Here is a 19,906-nt window from a genome sequence, read left to right as displayed (position 1 = left end):
GAGGGGGCCGTGTTGCGCGCGGGTTCCCCCGATTACCGGCCGCTTGTCGCGCCGCTGTGAGGAACCGCCCCGGGCGGTCGCCGTGAGACGCCCGCCCCGAACACGCGTCACCCCGGGGAGCCGAGGCTCCGCCGGGGTGTGGGGGTCCGGAGACGAGCGGGTGTCCGGGACGGGGCCGCCGATCGGGCTACAGGTACGGGCCCGAGCGGACCGCGCCGTGCGGACCCTCGTCGTCGTCCTCGTGCGAGGCACCCGGAGGCAGGGCCCGCCGCATCTGCTCCAACTGTGCCCGCGCCGCCATCTGTTGCGCGAACAGGGCCGTCTGGATCCCGTGGAAGAGACCTTCCAGCCAGCCCACCAACTGCGCCTGCGCGATCCGCAGTTCCGCCTCGGAGGGAATCGCCTCCTCGGTGAACGGCAGGGACAGGCGCTCGAGTTCCTCGACCAGCTCGGGAGCCAGGCCGTCTTCGAGTTCCTTCACCGACGCGGCGTGGATGTCCTTGAGCCGGACACGGCTCGCCTCGTCGAGAGGTGCGGCGCGCACCTCTTCCAGGAGTTGCTTGATCATGCTGCCGATCCGCATGACCTTGGCGGGTTGTTCGACCATCTCCGTCACCGGGACCTCGCGCGACTCGTCATCGGCGCCGCCGACCGCCATCCCGTCCTGTCCCACGATCAGGACGTGCGGGGGGCTTTCCTGCGACCGTTCACTCCTCGGCATCTCCATGCCGTCATTCTCTCGCACACCTTCGTTCTCACACGGTGTGCCCCCGTACAGGCGTGATCCACCCTGTACGGGGGCACACGATGACCCCGTCGTCACTCGTACGTCACCGAGCGGTCACCCTGGTCACCCGTGTCACGGGCGCCCCGGGAGATCCGGCGTCAGCCCGCCGCCCGGCGGGCCAGGGCGCCGCTCGACTTCGTGACGATCGCGGCCAGCAGGGCCGCGCCCAGCGGGACCACGACGAGCAGTCCGGCCAGGGTCTCCCACGGCACCGCGATCGGGATGTACTGGCCCTCGGTGGCGCCGGACTCCTCCAGCATCCGCTTCGCGGTCTCCCGCTCGGTGAGCCGCAGCCCGACCGCCGGCAACAGTCCGGCGACGGAGCCCAGGACCACGCCCATCAGGGCCACCACTCCGCACTGGAAGCCGCTCAGCGTCCGCCGCACCCGCGGCGGGGCGCCGACCGCGGCCAGCGTCTTCAGGTCGGCCTCGGCGTCGGCCTGGGCGAGGCCCGTGGCGATGCCCGCCGCGCCGATGGTGACGAGACCGGCGAAGATGGTGAGGGCGAGCATGGGCAGGGTGTCCCGGCCCTTGTAGCCCTCCTCGATCGAGACCGAGGCCTCCAGCCCGATCTGGTCGATGCGGCTGTCCAGCTTCTGGCGCTGCGTGCTGCCGGGCTTGCCGTCGAGGGTGAAGTAGGAGCCGGCCGGCGCGGTGCTGAGCCCGGCCGCCTTCACGGCGCTCGCGGGGAAGACCACGACGAGTCCGTAGCCGGACTCGGGATCGGTCGCCTGGTGGACCGGCATGACCTTCTTGACGCCCTTCGGCTCCTCGTCGGGATCGATGCCGTTGGACTCCTCGGTCACGATGACGAGGGTGAGGCTGCCGTCCTTGACGAAGCGCTTGTCGAAGGAGACGGGCTTTCCGGCCTTGAGCGCGGTCGCGGCGCCGGGGTCGCTCACCCCGAGGACCTTCATCAGGTTCTCGTCGGCGACGACCAGCTGGAAGGGCTGCTGGTAGTTGGTCTGCTTGCACCGCCAGTCCTGGAACAGCTCACGCCGCTGCGCGGGGGTGAAGGCCTCGAAGGAGTTCCTCGACGAGTAGAGCGGGCAGCGGTTCTCCTTGGGCGTGACGATCTCCGCCCGTCCGCAGCCCGGTTCCACCGAGTAGGAGTCGCAGGTCGGCTTGCCGACGACGATCCGGTCCACGTCCGCCCGGACCGCGAGCGGGAACTCCTTGGCGAGCGCGTCGCGGACGGCGGGCACGTCCCGGTACCGGTCGTTCTCGTTGCTCGCCAGCACGCCGGCGCCCGCCGGCATGTTCGCGACGTACTCGTGGCGGGCCTGCACGTCGGTGCTGTACTCATACGTGGCCACCGCCACGGTGCCGGCGACGGCCGCCAGGACCGCCGCGACGGCGGGGGCCGTACGCCCCCGGTTGCGCACGGCGTCGCGCAGGGCGAGCCGCGGCGACAGCGGCAGCCACCGCCCGAGGCGCCCGAACAGGCCGACGAGGGTCGGGGTGAGGGCGACCACGCCCAGCTCGGCGAGGGCGCTGCCGCCCCCGACGACCACGGTCCCGGTGTCGGAGACGGCTCCGTAGAGCGCGATGGCGGCGCCGGCCGCGATGGCCACCAGCCCGATGAACGGCAGGACCCGGTTGGCCTTGCGGACCCCCCGACGGCCGGTCAGCGAGGCCAGCACGGTCTGCCGGGAGGCGGTGATCGCCGGGACGATCGAGGCGAGCAGGCCGGTGATCACGGCGAGCAGCGCGATGCCGAGGAGTTCCAGGGGACGGATCTCGAAGCCGCCCCAGCGCAGCCCCAGGTACTCCTCCAGGACGGGTCGCAGGCCCAGGGTGAGCGCGCCGCCGAGGGCGAGGCCGATGACGGCGGACGCCGCGCCGATGACCAGGCCGCCGGAGAGGACGATGGCGCGGATGTGGCGGCGGTCGCCGCCGTTGGCTCCGACCAGGCCGAGTTGGCGGCGCGAGCGCCGGGCGCCGACCGCGAACGCGGGGCCGGCGAGCAGGCAGATCTCCAGCATCGCGAGGCCGACGACGGTGGCCAGGATGGTCAGCTCGACGGTGCGCATGCTTGACGATCCGTCCAACCGGCCTTGCTCCCTCTCCTGCTCGTAGAGCGGGACGTCGGAGTCGGCGGGCGGGTTCAGGTTGACGGCGCGGGAGACGACGACGACGCCCTTGGCGTTCGCGGCCTTCACCATGTTCCACGTGAAACCTTCGCCGCCGACCTTGACGAGGTAGGTGTCGTCGACCGACACCCCTTCGGTGCCGCCGGCCCGGAGTTCCTTGTCGAGCGGGGTGAGCAGGGTCCCCGGCGGGGCCGTGATCTCCATCTCCTTCAGGGCGGAGGGGAGTTCGTACGCCCCCACGATCCGCAGGGCGCGGGACGAGCCGCGCGGGGTGACCTCGGAGCCGACGAAGAACCCGGAGTCCTTCAGGAAGGCGTCGGTGGCGACGATCTCGCCCGCCGCGGCGGGGAGCCGACCCCGCTTGAGGGTGAGCATGCCCTCGACGAGCGGGTCGGCGGTGTCCAGCTCGCGCAGGCTGACGTCCAGCAGGCCGTGCGTGGTGCGGACCTTGGCATGCCCCTTGCTGTCCTTCACCAACCGGGTACCCGGCTGGACGACGGACGGGAGGGGATCCGGGGCCTTGTCGCGCGCGGAGGGGTCGTAGGACGAGTAGCCGCCGACGGGGACGGAGTAGTCGCCGTTCGGCTTCTGATAGACGGGCCCGCCCGTGCGGGAGCTCGACAGCATGGCGTCGGCGGTGCCGATCCGACGGGACATCGTCTCGTCCACGGTGAGGGAGGCGCTGCGGGTGGTGAGGTCGGCGGCGCTCACCCCGACGATCGGCAGGGCGATCATCGCGAGGACGAGGGCACTGCGCCCCTTCGCGCGCCAGGCGTCGCGGCGGGCGATCCGGATCGCGGCGATCCAGGAGTGGTACCAGGTGTGGAGCGGGGTGGTCACAGGCCGGCCGCCCGCCCGGAGAGCAGGGAGTCGGCGTGGCTGCGCAGGGTCTCGTCGACGACGCTGCCGTCGCGCAGGAAGACGACCCGGTCCGCCCACGCGGCGAACCGGGGCTCGTGGGTGACGAGGATTCCGGCGGCGCCCGCGTCGCAGCGCGAGCGCAGCAGGGCCAGCACGGATTCCCCGGTCTCCGAGTCGAGGGCGCCGGTGGGCTCGTCGGCGAGGACCAGGCGGCGGTCGCCGACGAGGGCGCGGGCGATGGCCACGCGCTGCTGCTGTCCGCCGGACATCTCGTCCGGGAAGCGGTCGGCGAGCTGCCCCAGGCCCATCTCCTCCAGCGCCGCCAGCGCGGAGGTCCGGGCCTTGCGGGCCGATATCCCGTCGAGTTCGCGGGGCAGCGCCACGTTCTCGGCGGCGGTGAGGGCCGGGATCAGGTTGTAGTCCTGGAAGACGTAGCCGATGCTGCGGCGGCGCAGCGCGGCGAGCTGCTTGCGGCTCGCGGTGGTGATGTCGGTGCCCTCCACGATCACCCGGCCGCTGCTGGGGGTGTCGAGTCCGCCGGCGAGGGTGAGCAGGGTGGACTTGCCGGACCCCGACGGGCCCATGACGGCGACGAGTTCGCCGGGGTACACGGCGAGGTCGATGCCGCGCAGGGCGTGCACCTCCGTGGCGCCGCTGCCGTGCGTGCGGACGAGTTTGTCCAGCTGGAGTACGGCGTTCTGTGACTGCTGGTCAGGCATGGAAGGGTCCCCCTGGGACGGTTCGTTCAACTCCGCCGCGTGCGGGCGGTGGAGGGGAGGTCGGTGGTGCCGCCGGCGGCGGTCGTCGCTTCGGCGGCGGGTGCGGTCGGGGCGGCCTGGGGCGGATCGGGTGCGGCTCTCCGGTCGGCCGACAGGGAGAGCCGGACGAGCCGGGCTTCGCAGTGGTCGAGCCAGCGGGCCTCGGCCTCGGTCTGGAAGATCAGTTGTTCCAGCACCAGCAGCCAGGCGATGTCGTCGCGTTCGTGGGAGGTGCCGCTCTCGATCGCGGTGAGCGCCTGTGCCTTGAGCCGGGTGTAGTCCTGCATCGCCTTGATCGTGGCGTGCCGCTGGGACTGGATGACGGAGCGGATGTCCACGCCGGGGGCGCCGACGGCCATGGCGAGCTTGATGGACAGTTCGTCCCGGGGCGGATTGGCGCGGTCCACGGGGCGCTCGTACCACTCGTGGAGTTCGGCGCGGCCGGTGTCGGTGATGGCGTACAAGGTGTGCCCGGCGGGGTCCTCGCCGCCGGGCGCGACGAGCCCGTCGCGCTCCAGGCGGGCGAGGGTGGTGTACACCTGTCCGACGTTGAGGGGCCAGGTGGACCCGGTGCGGGATTCGAACTCGGTACGCAGCTGAGAGCCGTACCGAGGACCCCTTTCGAGCAGGGCGAGAAGGCCGTGGCGGATCGACATACTCAGTATGTATACCGGGTATGCCGCAGTGCGCAACCGTCTTGGGATGTACTCCGCAGGGGGGACCCGCGGTGCGGCCTCCGTCCCGAGTGCCGGTCGGACGGCCGGTCAGCGCCCTCGGCGCAGCCGCACTCCCATGAAGCCCAGACCCAGTCCCATCAGGGCGAACCCGGTGCCGAGCGGCAGCAGGTGGGCGGCCAGATCGGCGGCCCGCTCGTTGGGCCCGGTGCCCATCGCCTCGACCGCGGAACTGCCGGTCGGCTCGGGGGTCGGCTTCGCGACCGACTCGCGACGGGAGGGCGCGGGCACCTCCGACGCCTGCGGCCGTGCGTGCGCCGGCGGAGGCCGCGTCCGCTCCCGCAGTCCCGGCCGCTCCCGGAGCTCCGGCCGCTCCCGCAGTCCCGGCCGTTCGGGTCGCGCGGGCCGCTGCGCCGACCCGGGCCGCTCCGCGGCTCCGTCCCGCAGGCCGGGGTGCTCCGGGTGCTCACGGCGCTCCGGGTGCTCCGGCCGCTCGGGCAGTGCGGGCCGCTCGGGTCGCAGCGGGCGGGTGACCGGCACGGCCATGGGGCCGGCCGGCTCGGCCACGGGGCGCCCGGGCCGCTCCCGCCCGGAGCCGGCGGCGCTGCCGGCCAGTTCCTCGTAGGCCTCTTCCGGTACGACCGACGCCCGTACGACCGACGCCGGTACCACCGCCGCCGGATCGGTGGCCGTGGTCGCGGCGGCGAGGGCGGGGGTGAACGCGCGGGCGAGGGGGCGGACGGAGGGCGCTGCGGCGGCGGGGCCCTGGGCGTGTGCCGGCGCCGCGACCAGCAGCGTGGCGGCCGCCAGTGCGGCGCCGGCCGTCCAGCGCGGTGCGCGGGCGTGAGTCACGCGCTCAGGTTTGCATAAACGGACAAAAGCGGCATCTCGTACACCGTGTACGGGATGCCGCTTCCACGAAAGAGCAAGAAGGGCGCGAACGCCACGAGAAGAGGGAGGGGGCGGGGCGGTCGACAACCGCCGCCCGGCGCCCGCTCCGCCCTACTCCGACCTACTCCGGGTTTCCGGTGGAGACGCGGAGGGTGAAGGTGGTGTCCTTCGGGTCGATCTTCTCGCCGGCGGAGGGCAACTGGTCGATCACGGTGCCGTCGCCGTAGACGGCCTCGTCGCGGGGCTCTTCCTTGATCTTCCAGCCCGCGGCCTGGATGCAGTCCTTCACCGAGCGGATGTTCTTGTACCGGAAGTCGGGGGCGTTGACCTTCTTGGCGTCGTCGTAGGCCTTCGACGGGCTCTTGCACTTCTCCGCGTCGATCGTCCGCGAGAGGTCCGGGCCCCGGTAGCCCGGGCGCGTGGAACCGGACGCCGAGGTCGAGGAGGACGGCGTCGCGATGTCCTTGTCCTTGTCGTCGCCGCCGAGGTTGAGCACGGCGATCAGCCCGCCGATGGCCACCAGCGCCACCACGATCGAGCCCACGATCACGCCCGTGTTCTTCTTCGACCCGCCGCCCGCGCCCCCCGGGGCCGGGTTCGGGTTCGGCGAGATGTTGAACGGCGGCGGCGTCTGCGGGGCGTACTGATGCGGGGCGTGCTGCTGCTGGGGCGGGTAGGCGTATCCGCCCTGCGACGGAGTCTGCGGCGCGTACGGGGACGGCGCCGGGGTGTGCGGCGGCTGGTACGGCTGCTGCACCGACTGCGGCGGCGCCTGGAACCCGGAGTCCACCGGCGGGAACACGGCCGAGCTCACGCCCGCCCCGCTGCCGCCCGAGGCCGCGCCCGGCACGATCACCGGGGCGCCCGTGCGACCGGCCGCCAGCACGCGGTCGATCTCGTCGCGCATGGCCGCCGCGGTCGGGAAGCGCTCGTTCGGGTTCTTCTTCAGGGCCCGCGCCACCAGCGCGTCCATGGCCGGCGTCACCGACCGGTTGATGGAGGACGGGGCGACCGGCTCCTCCTGCACGTGGGCGTACGCGATGGCCAGCGGCGAGTCGGCGTCGAAGGGGATCCGGCCCGTCAGCAACTGGAACAGCATGATGCCGACGGAGTAGAGGTCGGACCGGGCATCCACGCCGCGGCCCAGCGCCTGCTCGGGCGACAGGTACTGCGGGGTGCCGACGACCATTCCGGTCTGCGTCATCGAGGTGACGCCCGACTGCATGGCGCGGGCGATGCCGAAGTCCATGACCTTGACCACGCCGCGCCTGGTCATCATCACGTTGCCGGGCTTGATGTCGCGGTGGACCAGCCCCATCTCGTGGCTGGTTTCGAGCGCCGCGAGCACGTCGGAGGTGACCTTGAGCGCCTTGTCGGCCGGCATCGCGCCGTACTGCGCGATGTCCGCCTGGAGCGCGGAGCCGAGCGGCTGCCCCTCGACGTACTCCATGACGATGTACGGCATCAGCGCGCCGTCGAGCTCGCCCTCACCGGTATCGAATACCGAGACGATGTTCGTGTGCGACAGTTTCGCTACAGCCTGCGCCTCGCGGCGGAACCGCTCGCGGAAGGACGCCTCACGCCCCAATTCGCTGTGCAGCGTCTTGATGGCGACCTGTCGGTCGAGGGCCGAGTCGTACGCGAGGTAGACGGACGCCATGCCGCCTTCGCCGAGCAAGTCCCTTAGCTGGTAACGGCCACCGGCCAGGGAGCCGCCTGCGTACCGGCCCTGTGTGCCGTCCTGGCTCATGACTGTTGCTTCCCCTCGGGCGGTGTCCTGACGCGTCTGGCAGAGCGCATGTGGCAGCCAGTCTGCCGGAGGGCAAGCACACGTCAAGCCAGGTGCTCGTTCCGTGACCACAAGGCCACCGCGAGCCATTGTCCGAACGGTGAACGGTTCGGAGGCTGTAGCGTTCGTCGCAGCACCCCAAGAGGACACCGCTGAGTTGCGGCCCGAGAGAGACGACGGCGAGGACTGATGGCACCCGAACCCGAGGGAAACGGCGCCGGGATGGCCGAGGATCCTGAGCATTGGGGCGCAGGCGGCCTGGTGGGCGAAGGCCGATATCGGCTGACCCACCGCCTGGGCCGCGGTGGCATGGCGGAGGTCTTCGCCGCCGAGGACGTCCGGCTCGGCCGCACCGTCGCGGTGAAGCTGCTGCGCGCCGACCTCGCCGAGGACCCCGTCTCCAAGGCCCGCTTCACGCGTGAGGCGCAGTCCGTCGCCGGGCTGAACCACCACGCGGTCGTCGCCGTGTACGACTCGGGCGAGGACCGGGTCGGCCCGAACGTCGTTCCCTACATCGTGATGGAACTCGTCGAGGGCCGCACCATCCGCGACCTGCTGATCAGCGCCGAGGCCCCGGGCCCCGATCAGGCGCTCATCATCGTCGCGGGTGTGCTGGAGGCCCTGGCCTACTCCCACCAGCACGGCATCGTGCACCGCGACATCAAGCCCGCCAACGTGATCATCACCGACACCGGCGCGGTCAAGGTGATGGACTTCGGCATCGCCCGCGCCCTGCACGGCGTGCAGTCGACGATGACCCAGACCGGCATGGTCATGGGCACCCCGCAGTACCTGTCGCCCGAACAGGCCCTCGGCAAGGCCGTGGACCACCGCAGCGACCTGTACGCCACCGGCTGCCTGCTGTACGAACTCCTCGCGCTGCGGCCCCCCTTCACGGGTGAGACGCCGCTGTCGGTGGTCTACCAGCACGTCCAGGACGCGCCGATCCCGCCGTCGCAGCTGCCGGAGGGTCATCACATCCCGCAGGAGCTCGACGGCCTGGTCATGCGCTCGCTGGCCAAGGACCCGGACGACCGTTTCCAGTCGGCCGAGGAGATGCGCGGGCTCGTCCAGTACGCGCTCCAGATGCTCCACGACCAGGGCCCGAACACCGGCACCTGGAACACCGGTCCCGTCACCATGGCGCTTCCGCACGGGCAGCCCGGGTCCAACCCCACCACGGCGATGCCGCAGGGCGGCACGGGCGGTCAGCAGTACCCGCAGCACGCCACGACCTCGCAGTTCCAGCAGCCGATGGTGCCCCCGCTCAACCCCGACGACGGGTCGGCCTTCCCGGGCGGCGGCGGATACGGCAACGGCAGGAACGGCAACGGCAACGGTCGCGGCGGCCAGGGTGGTCACGGCGGCCAGGGCGGCCAGGGCGCCGGCGGAGGCCGCTGGAAGATGGTGGTCTTCGCGCTGCTCGCGGTGCTGGCCATCGCCGGCGGCGTCGCGTACGCGGTGAAGACCGTGGGCGGCAACGGCGGTTCGGGCAACGAGAAGAAGTCCCCGAACACCACGCAGAGTTCGCCGAAGACCCCGGCCAGCTCCGCGGAGACGCCGGCGGACTCCCCCTCGGCGCAGTCCCCGGACACCCCGCGCACGGACGACAGCGGCGACGAGGAGACGTACAGGCCCTCGCCGAGCCGCACCAGGGTCTCGCCGAGCCACAGCGCGCCGTCGAGCTCGCCCTCGTCGAAGCCGTCGGCCTCGGATGAGCCTTCGGCGAGCAACGAGCCTTCGTCGTCCAAGCCGACGACCTCGTCGAAGCCGTCGGTCCCGGTGGAGCCCTCCCCGCCCGACGGCGGTGGCGACGGCCCCGGAGGGAACGACGACGGCACCCGGCAGTAACGGTTGTGACGAAAGGGCCCGACGGAATCACTTCCGTCGGGCCCTTCCCGTGTGCCCGCCCGGGCCCTTCCCGTGTGCCCGCCGGCCGGCAGGTCGCGGCGCGTGCCGCCCGGTCAGAGCGCGTGCTGGTACTCCCGGTCGCGCGCGTGCCTCCCGGCCAGGGTGTGCGCGGTGACGAGTCGCGGTTCGATGCGCATGTAGACGGGGTCGAAAACGGCTCCGTCGACGAAATGCGGACCCGGACCGAAGAGTTCCAGTTCCGCGTTGGTCGGTTCGACGAGTTCCGCGGTGCCGGTGAACTGAACCGACCACAGGCGCCGGTCCCCGGAATTGAAGTTGTCCGCGCCGTACGAGACCACGCTGCCGTTGCACGCCTGGTGGTGACCGAACCCGGCGTGCATTCTCAGCACGACCCTGCCGTCCACCACGATGTGCCGGGCGAGGGCGAGGAAGGGCAGCGCGCGCATGCTGGTGGCCACTCGGCCGTACGGCACCCGGCGCAGCAGTTCGATGGCGTGGAGTTCCTCAGGGGACATGTGCTCCACTGTCCGCCTCCGACACCTGGTCGGGAAAGGGGATCCCGCCCCGTCGATCAGGGACGTTGGTCCCGAATCGACCGGTCCGCCACCCCCTTTCGGCCGGCCTAGGCGCGCTTTTCGGCCTGGAGGCGGGCCACGTACGCGGCGGCCTGGGAGCGGCGTTCCATGCCGAGCTTGGACAGCAGGCTGGAGACGTAGTTCTTGATCGTCTTCTCCGCCAGGTGCAGCCGCTCGCCGATGACGCGGTTGGTCAGACCCTCGCCGATCAGGTCGAGGATCTTGCGTTCCTGCTCGGTGAGGTGGGAGAGCCGGTCGTCGCCCTTGCCGTTCTTGCCGTCGCGCAGCCGCTCCAGCACCCGGGCGGTCGCCACCGGGTCCAGCAGGGACTTGCCGGCCGCGACGTCCCGGACGGCGCTGAGCAACTCATTCCCGCGGATCGCCTTGAGGACGTAGCCCGAGGCGCCCGCCATGATCGCGTCGAACAGCGCCTCGTCGTCGGCGAACGAGGTCAGCATCAGGCACTTGATGTTCTCGTTCTGGGAGCGGACCTCGCGGCAGACCTCCACGCCGCTGCCGTCCGGGAGGCGGACGTCGAGGACGGCCACGTCGGGACGGGTGGCCGGGATGCGGACGAGTGCGTCGGCGGCCGTACCGGCTTCCCCGACGATCTCGATGTCGTCTTCGACCGACAAGAGTTCATGGACGCCCCGACGTACCACCTCGTGGTCGTCCAGGAGAAATACCTTGATTTTTCCGTCTTCGCGCACAAACTCATCTTCACACACTCGTTCACATACTCTCCGTTTTCGGCCGGTGCAGCCGTACGGCCCTTATCGCCCTTCCGGGTGTTCGTCTTTGTGTGCGATTGCGGGTGCGGAGGGTTCGCGGTCGGGTCCGCCCGTTCGGGAGCTGCGGCGTTCCTCCATCAGTGATCACCCTTGAACCCCTTCCCTGCCGGAGTTACCCGGGATAACGTGCCGTTGTTCCGGCCCCCTGCAAGGCTGTGACCAGTGGTTGTTCCCGAAGTCGCCGGTTTACTTGGATATCCAAGCAAAATCGCAGGTCAAACGGGGTTTCGCAGTTATGCGGGGCACTGGGTAACGTGCATTGCGCAGGGCACTCGCCGGGGCACCTGTCACGCCTGAATCCCGTACGTTCCGCGCACCCACCCCGTGCTCGGGTACAGATACAGGTGAGCCGCACTGGACCCCGGAGAACCCGGGTGCCGGACCGACGGAGGAGCACACGTGACCGTGGAGAGCACTGCCGCGCGCAAGCCGCGACGCAGCAGTGGCACCAAGCGGGCGGCAGGCGCAGCCGGCGCCCGCAAGACCGCCGCTGCCACCGCACAGCCGCACGACGCCGAGCCTCAGCTCGTACAACTGCTGACGCCCGAGGGAGAACGGGTCGAGGTCGCGGACAACCCCGACATCGCCGAGTTCGCTCCTTTCGTCGCCGACATCACCACCGACGACCTGCGCGATCTGTATCGCGACATGGTCCTCACCCGCCGTTTCGACGGCGAGGCGACCGCCCTGCAGCGTCAGGGCGAGCTGGGCCTGTGGGCCTCGCTGCTCGGCCAGGAGGCCGCGCAGATCGGTTCCGGGCGCGCGCTGCGCGACGACGACTACGTCTTCCCGACCTACCGCGAGCACGGTGTGGCCTGGTGTCGTGGGGTCGACCCGACCAACCTGCTCGGCATGTTCCGCGGTGTGAACCACGGTGGCTGGGACCCGAAGATCAACAACTTCCACCTGTACACGATCGTCATCGGCTCGCAGACCCTGCACGCGACCGGTTACGCCATGGGTGTGGCCAAGGACGGCGCCGACTCGGCCGTCATCGCCTACTTCGGCGACGGCGCGTCCAGCCAGGGCGACGTGGCCGAGGCGTTCACCTTCTCGGCCGTCTACAACTCCCCCGTGGTGTTCTTCTGCCAGAACAACCAGTGGGCGATCTCCGAGCCGACCGAGCGCCAGATGCGCGTACCGCTCTACCAGCGCGCCCAGGGCTTCGGCTTCCCGGGCGTCCGGGTGGACGGCAACGACGTCCTGGCCTGCCTCGCGGTCACCCGGTGGGCGCTGGAGCGGGCCCGCCGCGGAGAGGGCCCGACCCTGGTCGAGGCGTTCACCTACCGCATGGGTGCGCACACCACCTCCGACGACCCGACGAAGTACCGGCGCGACGAGGAGACCGCGGCCTGGGAGGCGAAGGACCCGATCCTGCGCCTGAAGGCCCACCTCCTCGCGACGGACGGCGCCGACGAGGCGTTCTTCGAGCAGCTGGAAGTCGAGAGCGAGACCCTGGGCAAGCGGGTGCGCGAGGTCGTGCGCGCCATGCCCGACCCGGACACGATGGCGATCTTCGAGAACGTCTACGCGGACGGGCACGCGCTCGTCGACGAGGAGCGCGCCCAGTTCGCCGCGTACCTCGCGTCCTTCGAAGGTGGGGAGTGACCGCCATGGCCGTTCAGAAGCTGACCATCGCGAAGGCGCTCAACGATTCGCTGCGCAAGGCCCTGGAGACGGACCCCAAGGTCCTGATCATGGGTGAGGACGTCGGCAAGCTCGGCGGTGTCTTCCGCATCACCGACGGTCTCCAGAAGGACTTCGGCGAGGAGCGGGTCATCGACACCCCGCTCGCCGAGTCGGGCATCGTCGGCACCGCGATCGGCCTGGCCCTGCGCGGCTACCGGCCGGTCGTCGAGATCCAGTTCGACGGGTTCGTCTTCCCGGCGTACGACCAGATCGTCACGCAGCTCGCGAAGATGCACGCGCGGTCGCTCGGCAAGATCAAGATGCCGGTCGTCATCCGCATCCCGTACGCGGGCGGCATCGGCGCGGTCGAGCACCACAGCGAGTCCCCGGAGACGCTGTTCGCGCACGTCCCCGGCCTGAAGGTGGTCTCGCCCTCGAACGCGAGCGACGCCTACTGGATGCTTCAGCAGGCCATCCTCAGCGACGACCCGGTGATCTTCTTCGAGCCGAAGCGGCGCTACTGGGACAAGGGCGAGGTCGACGTCGAGGCCATCCCGGACGCCCTGCACGGGTCCCGGGTGGCGCGCGAGGGCACGGACATCACCCTGGCTGCCTACGGCCCCATGGTGAAGGTCTGCCTGGAGGCGGCGGCCGCCGCGGCCGAGGAGGGCAAGTCGGTCGAGGTCGTGGACCTGCGCTCGATGTCCCCGATCGACTTCGACGGACTGCAGGCCTCGGTGGAGCGGACCCGCCGGCTCGTGGTCGTCCACGAGGCGCCGGTGTTCCTCGGCGTGGGCTCGGAGATCGCCGCCCGCATCACGGAGCGGTGCTTCTACCACCTGGAGGCGCCGGTGCTGCGCGTGGGCGGATTCCACGCCCCGTACCCGCCGGCCCGCCTGGAGGACGAGTACCTGCCGGGCCTGGACAGGGTGCTCGACGCCGTCGACCGCTCGCTGGCGTACTGAGGAGAGCCCTGTGACGATCCGTGAATTCAAGATGCCCGACGTGGGCGAGGGCCTCACCGAGGCCGAGATCCTCAAGTGGTACGTCCAGCCGGGTGACACCGTCACCGACGGTCAGGTCGTCTGCGAGGTCGAGACGGCGAAGGCGGCCGTCGAGCTGCCGATCCCGTTCGACGGCGTGGTCCACGCCCTCCTCTTCGAGGAAGGCGTCACGGTCGACGTCGGCCAGGTGATCATCTCCGTGCGGACCGGTCCGGCGGAGGAGGCCCCCGAGGCCGCCGCCCCGGCGGCCGTCGCGGCCCCGGCCGTGGCCGAGGAGCCCGTGGTCGAGGCCCGTCAGCCGGTCCTGGTCGGCTACGGCGTGTCCACGGCCTCCACCAAGCGCCGCCCCCGCAAGGGCGCGGCCGAGGCGGGCGCCGCCCCGGCCGCCTCCGTGGCCGCGCGCAACGGCTCGGCCGTCGCGCCGTCGGTCGCCCCGGCCGTCGTACCGGCCACCGTGGTTCCCGCGCAGAACGGCTCGGCTCCCGCCGCGCCGACCGGGTCCGAGCGCCCGCTCGCGAAGCCTCCGGTGCGCAAGCTCGCCAAGGACCTCGGCATCGACCTGGCTCTGGTGATCCCCACCGGCGACGGCGGGGTCGTGACCCGGGAGGACGTCCACGCGGCGGCCGCCGCGGCGATCACCCCGCAGACCGCGCAGGTCCAGGCGCCGGCCGCCGTCCAGGCCCAGGCCCCCGCCCCGGTGGCGGCCGAGGCGGTCGTCCAGGCCCCGGTCGACACGGCCGTGCGCGAGACCCGGATCCCCGTCAAGGGCGTCCGCAAGGTCACCGCCCAGGCCATGGTCGGTTCCGCCTTCACCGCGCCGCACGTCACCGAGTTCATCACCTTCGACGTGACCCGGACGATGAAGCTGGTCCAGGAGCTCAAGGACGACCCGGACCTCGCCGGTCTGCGGATCAACCCGCTGCTCCTGATCGCCAGGGCCGTCCTCGTCGCGATCCGCCGCAACCCGGACGTCAACGCGTCCTGGGACGAGGCGGCCCAGGAGATCGTGCTCAAGCACTACGTCAACCTGGGCATCGCGGCGGCCACTCCGCGCGGGCTGATCGTCCCGAACATCAAGGACGCCCACACCAAGTCGCTGCGCGAGCTGTCCGAGGCCCTGTCGGCCCTGGTCGGCACGGCCCGGGACGGCAAGACGTCCCCGGCGGACATGCAGAACGGCACGCTCACCCTCACCAACGTCGGCGTCTTCGGCGTCGACACCGGTACGCCCATCCTGAACCCCGGCGAGTCCGCGATCCTCGCCATCGGCGCGATCAAGCTCCAGCCGTGGGTCCACAAGGGCAAGGTCAAGCCGCGCCACGTCACCACCCTGGCGCTGTCGTTCGACCACCGTCTGATCGACGGCGAGCTCGGCTCCCGCTTCCTGGCCGACATCGCGGCGGTCCTGGAACACCCCCGCCGCCTCCTCACCTGGTCGTAGCGGTCGCAGCACCGTCGTACGCGCCGATGGCCGGGCCTCCCTCGCGGGAGCCCGGCCATCGGCCGTCGCGGGCCCGCCCCGCCACCGGGTAGCCTCCCGCCGGGGAAAGGGGGCCGGGTGCCCATCGCCGAACTGCAGGTGTACTCCGTCGAGCGGGCCGACGTGACCGGCGGGGTGTGTGTGGTCCGCTGTATCGGCGGGGTCGCGCGCGCCGGTCAGGTCTACGCCGTCGGGGACCTGCGGCTCGGGCTGCGGCGCATAGAGCGGTACGGGCGGGCCGTCGGCTTCTTCGACGCCGGGCACGTGGCGCGGGTCCACCTCACCGGCGCGGTGGTCGCGCTGCTCGGCCGCGGGCAGGTGCTGACGTACGTACCGCCGGACGGCCATTCGCTGGACGAGCTGGAGGCCTGGCTGGCCACCGATCCACCCCTGCTCGACGAACCCCACCCCGAGACCCTGCGCGCCATCGCCGTCGCCCGCACGCACGACCGGGCGCTGCCCGACGCCGCGCGGATGCGGTGGGGGCGGGTGGCGCTCGCCGCGATCCTGCGGGCGGGGCGGCCCGACGACCTGACGCGCGGAGCCGAGACGGCGGCCGTACGGGGCTACCTGATCCGGGAGTTCGGGCCCGGCCGCGGCGGCGATCCGGCGGCCCTGTGCCGGGACGTGCTCGCGCTGATCGACCTGACCCCGGCGCGGGCGGCGGCCGAGGCGCGGGACTGGCGGAACCTGCCGCGCGAGCGCATCCTGCACCTTCGGCGGATCAAGAACCTGGTGCCCTGGGCGACCCTGGTCCGCGGCCACCTGGCGGCCGACGACCCCCTCGCGGAGGTCGTCGACGCCTGGACGGCGGTACGGGGCCTGCTGCCCTAGGCCCTGTTCGGCCTGCTGCCCCGGCGCCCCGTCGAACGTCTAGCCGGCGGCCTTGGCGGCGTTGCCGAGCACCTTCGTCGGGGTGATGCGCAGGACCACCCGCACCTGCTCGGCGGGGGCCTCCACGAACTCCTTGCCGCCGCCGGGGCCCAGGTACTCCTCGGCGATCCGGTTCGCCACGGCCCGACCGGTGTCCTCGGTCACCGAGGCGGTGCCGCGGATCTCGGCGTACAGGAAGGGGTTCGCGAGGTCGAAGACGGTCAGGCCGACCCGCTCGTCGCGGACGAGGTTGCGTTCCTTGCGTCGGCCCCGCTCGGTGGAGACCAACAGCTCGTCGCCTTCGCGGGACACCCAGACGACCGAACTCTGCGGTCCGCCATCGGGGTTGATGGTCGTGAGGACGGCGGGATGCGGCGCGTCCAGCAGCCCCCGCACGGTGTCGTTCAGCTCAACAGTCATGCGGGCGAGCCTAGTCGGGGCCCCCTCGCGCGCGGCTCGGTTCGCGTACGACGATCCGATTAACCGAGGTCCCCGCTCACCCCCACGGCAGGTTCACCCAGGGGCTGCCCGGGTCGTTCGTCAACTCCCGGTGAACGGTGACCATTTCCTCGTACCAGTGGCCGAACTCCTCCTCGTCGAACTGCATGCACCGACCGAGGACGAACCCGGCGGACAGCTCCTCCCACGAGCGGTACGCCAGCCGGCAGGCCTTCCCCGCCCGGACGACGGCCCGCTCGGTCTCCTCCAGGGTCCCGAAGCGGGCGCCGAGTCCCCAGCGGGCCATCTGGGAGGCCCGCCCGAAGTCCCACGCCTCGACGGAACGGACGTACGCGCCCCCGCTGAGCACCCCGTCGGCCCGCAGGCGCTGCTCGTAGCGGGCGATCCGGCCGATGACCCGCTGGAGGCCCGCGATCTCCCCCTCCACCTCGGCGGTGGGTCGGGGTCGTGCGACGGTCACCCCGTCGGGGGTCAGCTGCGGCTCTGCGGCCCGGTCCGCGTTGGCCCGCAGGGTGGAGGCGGTGGCGTGGCGCCAGTGCTCGATGTCCACCGGCCCGGCGAACTCCTTGGTCAGGGCGACGCGCACGCGCAGCGCGAACTCCCAGACCGGGCTGACCACGTCGGCGTTCAACAGCCGCTCGGTCATGACGTGCCACTCCTCGCGGGTGGTGACGCCCCAGGACTCCCGGAGCTTCTCCCGCTCCAGGGAGTAGCCCTGACCGTGGTAGGCGAGCGAGTTCCAGAACGTCCCGGCGCGCACCGACAGGTGCGCGCCGCAGGCCAGCCCGAAGGCGACGGGCCCGCGCAGGGGGCCGCCGAGGTGCAGGGCGTGGACCTTGTCGCGTTCCAGTCCGGTGTAGTCGCGCGGGCGCCGCTCCACGTGGAACTTCCAACTCGCCGCGTGCGCGGGCGAGATCGGCAGGAACACCTCGAAGGGGGTGCCCGGGTTGACGGCCAGGTAGGGGACCGCGCCCGACGGATAGCAGTCGGCGAACCAGTCGAGGCTCGCGATGTCGAAGACCAGGTCGGGGGTGGGCACGGGCAACATGCCCTCGGTGAAGGCGATGTAGGCGTGCGCCTGGACCTGCGGGAACCAGGTCCGCTCGGGCCGGACCTGGGTGGGATGGGCGTCGAGGAACGCGCGGGACTGCGGGACCAGGAGGCGGGCCCGCGCCAGCACGTCGAGGAGGCCCGGCCAGTTCCCCGCCGCCCTCGCCTCGTGCAACTCTCGTTCGATGACGCTCGGCGCGGTCCAGGTCCCCATGCGGAAACCCTAGCGGGGTCCCCGGGCGGGCCGGCCGGCCCGGTTCCCGTCCGCCCGGCGGGTCACCGCCCGCACCCCCGTCCGCCTCCCGGGGCGTACGACCCCCGTGCCACCGCGCGACCTCGCGGACCCCCTTGACGCCCCCCGCCGGCAGGGAGACGCTCCCGGGTCTCGCTCGCATCCGTACGGGCGACCGCACACTGGGGGGCCGGTATGCCGCAGGAGTCTGTCCGGACGGCGGGGGAGTTGCGGGCGCGGCTCGCGGAACGGGGGGCGCGCTGGTCGGTGACCGAGCACCTGGCCGACACGGAGCGCGTGCCGCGCGCCGCCCTGGGGCTGGAGCCGGGGGCGAACCTGACCTCCGCCGAGGAGGCGGGGACCGTCGATCTGCGGGGGCTGATCGGGCGGGTCAGCGGCAATCCGCACCTCACCCGGCGCAGGGCCGCGCACGGCCTGCTGCCCGGGGCCGGGGGGTCGCCGGCGGGGGCCCGGCCGGCCGCCGTGGACTGGCGGAGCCGGTGGGGGTGGCCCTGGCTCACGAAGGTGAAGGACCAGAACCCCTGCGGGTCGTGCTGGGCCTTCGGGGCGGCCGGGCTGGTGGAGTCGATGGCCCGGATCGAGCACGACGTGTGGGCGGAGCGGTCCGAGGGGGACGTGCACGACGGGCTGAAGTTCACCTGCGGGCAGGGCTCCAACCCGGAGACCGCCCTGGACTGGATCACCACCCACGGCGGGCTCGCCGACCCGGACTGCTGGCCCTACTCCACGCCCCCGCCCGGCCTGCCCGCCGAGCGGCGCGAGGCCTGGGGGGCCGAGTACACGCCGAGTTGGGACCGTTCGGGGCGCACGGTGCGCGTCACCGAGTACGTGCGCCTGGGCGACACGGAGCAGCAGAAGGTGTGGCTGGACACCGTCGGCCCGCTGACGGCCTGCTTCGACGTGTACGACGACTTCTTCGGGCTCGGCGCGGGCGTCTACCACCGCACCAGCGACCGACTCGCGGGCGGACACTGCGTGTTGATCGTCGGCTACGACGACGCGGCCGGCTGCTGGCTGTTCAAGAACTCCTGGGGGACCGGCTACCACGTCGGCGGCTACGGCCGCATCGCCTACGGCGAGGTCGACATCGACCGCTGGGCCAAGTGCGGGCTGCGTGACACCAACATCGACCCGTGGAGCAAGCGCCGCCTGCACACGGGCAACGTGTACGAGAGCGGCAACGGCCGCGCCCACCGCAACTTCGAGCTGCTCGCCGGCACCGGCGCGGGCGCCCTGCGGCACTGGTGGCGCGAGGGTGACGCGCCGTTCGCCTGGTCCCGGGCCGGCACCTTCGCCGCGGACGCCTCGGGCCAGCCCGCCTTCACCGGCACCACCTACAACCGGAACATGGAGTCCCTGCACGTCACCACGGGCGGCCGGCTCCGCCACTGGTACTACGAGCAGTCCGGCGGCGCCTGGCGCGACGGCGGCGCCTTCGGCCCGGGCGACGCGGCGGTCGGCTCGACCCCCGCGTTCATCCAGAGCGACTACGGCAAGCCGGGCAACTTCGAGGTGGTCGTGCGGACCGCCGACGGCCGGCTGAACCACTGGTGGCGGATCAACGGCGCGCCCTGGACCTGGAACGACGGCGGCCGGTTCGCCTCCGGCATCGCCCACTACGGTCCGGCGCTGGTCCAGACCCGCGGCCGGCACCTCGACCTGCTCGCGGCCCGCGACGACGGCCGAATGCAACTGTGGTGGCGCGACGACCCCAACGGCTTCGTCTGGCGCGCCGGCGAGGTCTTCGGCAGCGGGATCGTCTCCGCGCCGTGCCTGATCGAGGGCCAGTACGGGGCCGTCGACGAGGACACCGCCGGGAACTACGAGTTGTGCGCCGTCGCCGAGGGCGGCCGGGTCGAGCACTGGTGGCGCGGGAACGCCGCGGGGGCCGCCTGGACCCGCGGCGCGGTCTTCGGACACGACGCGCTGGCCGTCACCGGGATGCTCCAGGGCAGTTTCGGGTTCAACCTGGAGGTCATCGTCCTGCGCACCGACCGCCTCCTCCAGCACTACTGGCGCGACGGCGCGGGCTGGCACGAGGGGCCGGTGATCGGCCCGGCCTGAGAG

General features: G+C 72.0%; 16 protein-coding genes. 6 read left to right on the top strand and 10 right to left on the bottom strand.

Annotated features, from left to right (window positions below):
- Positions 1-187: 187 nt before the first annotated feature.
- From OHA84_RS18235 to OHA84_RS18210, 6 genes are all read right to left on the bottom strand, one after another.
- Entirely contained in the window at positions 188-727 is a 540-nt protein-coding gene (locus tag OHA84_RS18235; protein WP_053675609.1) for a bacterial proteasome activator family protein, read from the bottom strand.
- A gap of 158 nt (positions 728-885) precedes the next feature.
- Entirely contained in the window at positions 886-3,615 is a 2,730-nt protein-coding gene (locus tag OHA84_RS18230) for an ABC transporter permease (protein WP_266974047.1), read from the bottom strand.
- 101 nt (positions 3,616-3,716) lie between these two features.
- Entirely contained in the window at positions 3,717-4,460 is a 744-nt protein-coding gene (locus tag OHA84_RS18225; RefSeq protein WP_266948524.1) for an ABC transporter ATP-binding protein, read from the bottom strand.
- A gap of 26 nt (positions 4,461-4,486) precedes the next feature.
- A complete protein-coding gene (locus OHA84_RS18220) occupies positions 4,487-5,155 on the bottom strand; it encodes a PadR family transcriptional regulator (RefSeq protein ID WP_053675615.1) in 669 nt (222 codons plus the stop codon).
- Between the two features lie 108 nt (positions 5,156-5,263).
- Entirely contained in the window at positions 5,264-6,025 is a 762-nt protein-coding gene (locus OHA84_RS18215; protein ID WP_266970741.1) for a hypothetical protein, read from the bottom strand.
- A 160-nt stretch (positions 6,026-6,185) separates the two neighbouring features.
- The gene (locus tag OHA84_RS18210) at positions 6,186-7,814 is read right to left on the bottom strand and encodes a protein kinase (RefSeq protein WP_266970743.1); all 1,629 of its coding nucleotides are present in this window, start codon (positions 7,812-7,814) and stop codon (positions 6,186-6,188) included.
- 228 nt (positions 7,815-8,042) lie between these two features.
- On the opposite strand from OHA84_RS18210, the gene OHA84_RS18205 reads away from it, so the two are divergent.
- Positions 8,043-9,704 carry a protein kinase gene (locus tag OHA84_RS18205; protein WP_053675621.1) on the top strand — a complete coding sequence of 554 codons (1,662 nt, stop codon included), beginning with the start codon at positions 8,043-8,045 and terminating at the stop codon, positions 9,702-9,704.
- 113 nt (positions 9,705-9,817) lie between these two features.
- Here OHA84_RS18205 and OHA84_RS18200 read toward each other — a convergent pair whose 3' ends face one another.
- Together OHA84_RS18200 and OHA84_RS18195 are read right to left on the bottom strand one after the other, a co-directional pair.
- Positions 9,818-10,240, bottom strand: a complete 423-nt coding sequence (locus tag OHA84_RS18200; protein ID WP_053675761.1) for a pyridoxamine 5'-phosphate oxidase family protein — start codon at positions 10,238-10,240, stop codon at positions 9,818-9,820.
- 107 nt (positions 10,241-10,347) lie between these two features.
- Positions 10,348-11,010: a response regulator transcription factor gene (locus OHA84_RS18195; protein WP_266970746.1), complete on the bottom strand. Its 663-nt coding sequence runs from the start codon at positions 11,008-11,010 to the stop codon at positions 10,348-10,350.
- 480 nt (positions 11,011-11,490) lie between these two features.
- Here OHA84_RS18195 and pdhA point away from each other — a divergent pair, with 480 nt between their 5' ends.
- The 4 genes from pdhA to OHA84_RS18175 all read left to right on the top strand — a co-directional run bounded on the left by pdhA (position 11,491) and on the right by OHA84_RS18175 (position 16,038).
- Positions 11,491-12,699: a pyruvate dehydrogenase (acetyl-transferring) E1 component subunit alpha gene (gene pdhA / locus OHA84_RS18190; protein WP_053675625.1), complete on the top strand. Its 1,209-nt coding sequence runs from the start codon at positions 11,491-11,493 to the stop codon at positions 12,697-12,699.
- 5 nt (positions 12,700-12,704) lie between these two features.
- Positions 12,705-13,685: an alpha-ketoacid dehydrogenase subunit beta gene (locus tag OHA84_RS18185; RefSeq protein WP_053675762.1), complete on the top strand. Its 981-nt coding sequence runs from the start codon at positions 12,705-12,707 to the stop codon at positions 13,683-13,685.
- 10 nt (positions 13,686-13,695) lie between these two features.
- Complete coding sequence (locus tag OHA84_RS18180; protein WP_266970750.1) at positions 13,696-15,165, top strand: dihydrolipoamide acetyltransferase family protein; 1,470 nt, start codon at positions 13,696-13,698, stop codon at positions 15,163-15,165.
- A gap of 117 nt (positions 15,166-15,282) precedes the next feature.
- Entirely contained in the window at positions 15,283-16,038 is a 756-nt protein-coding gene (locus OHA84_RS18175; RefSeq protein WP_053675627.1) for a hypothetical protein, read from the top strand.
- Positions 16,039-16,077: 39 nt separating this feature from the next.
- On the opposite strand, the gene OHA84_RS18170 is transcribed toward OHA84_RS18175, so the two are convergent.
- Together OHA84_RS18170 and OHA84_RS18165 are read right to left on the bottom strand one after the other, a co-directional pair.
- On the bottom strand, positions 16,078-16,497 hold the full coding sequence (locus tag OHA84_RS18170) for a PPOX class F420-dependent oxidoreductase (protein ID WP_053675628.1): 420 nt from the start codon (positions 16,495-16,497) through the stop codon (positions 16,078-16,080).
- A 76-nt stretch (positions 16,498-16,573) separates the two neighbouring features.
- Positions 16,574-17,800 carry a DUF1266 domain-containing protein gene (locus OHA84_RS18165; RefSeq protein WP_266970753.1) on the bottom strand — a complete coding sequence of 409 codons (1,227 nt, stop codon included), beginning with the start codon at positions 17,798-17,800 and terminating at the stop codon, positions 16,574-16,576.
- A 213-nt stretch (positions 17,801-18,013) separates the two neighbouring features.
- Between OHA84_RS18165 and OHA84_RS18160 the strand changes: the two genes are divergently transcribed.
- Positions 18,014-19,903: a C1 family peptidase gene (locus OHA84_RS18160; RefSeq protein ID WP_266970755.1), complete on the top strand. Its 1,890-nt coding sequence runs from the start codon at positions 18,014-18,016 to the stop codon at positions 19,901-19,903.
- The last annotated feature ends 3 nt before the right edge of the window (positions 19,904-19,906 follow it).

This window comes from Streptomyces sp. NBC_00513 (assembly GCF_041431415.1).
Classification (GTDB): domain Bacteria; phylum Actinomycetota; class Actinomycetes; order Streptomycetales; family Streptomycetaceae; genus Streptomyces.
The sequence above is the reverse complement of the archived record's forward strand: the minus strand, read 5'-3'. Positions and strand labels throughout refer to the sequence as shown.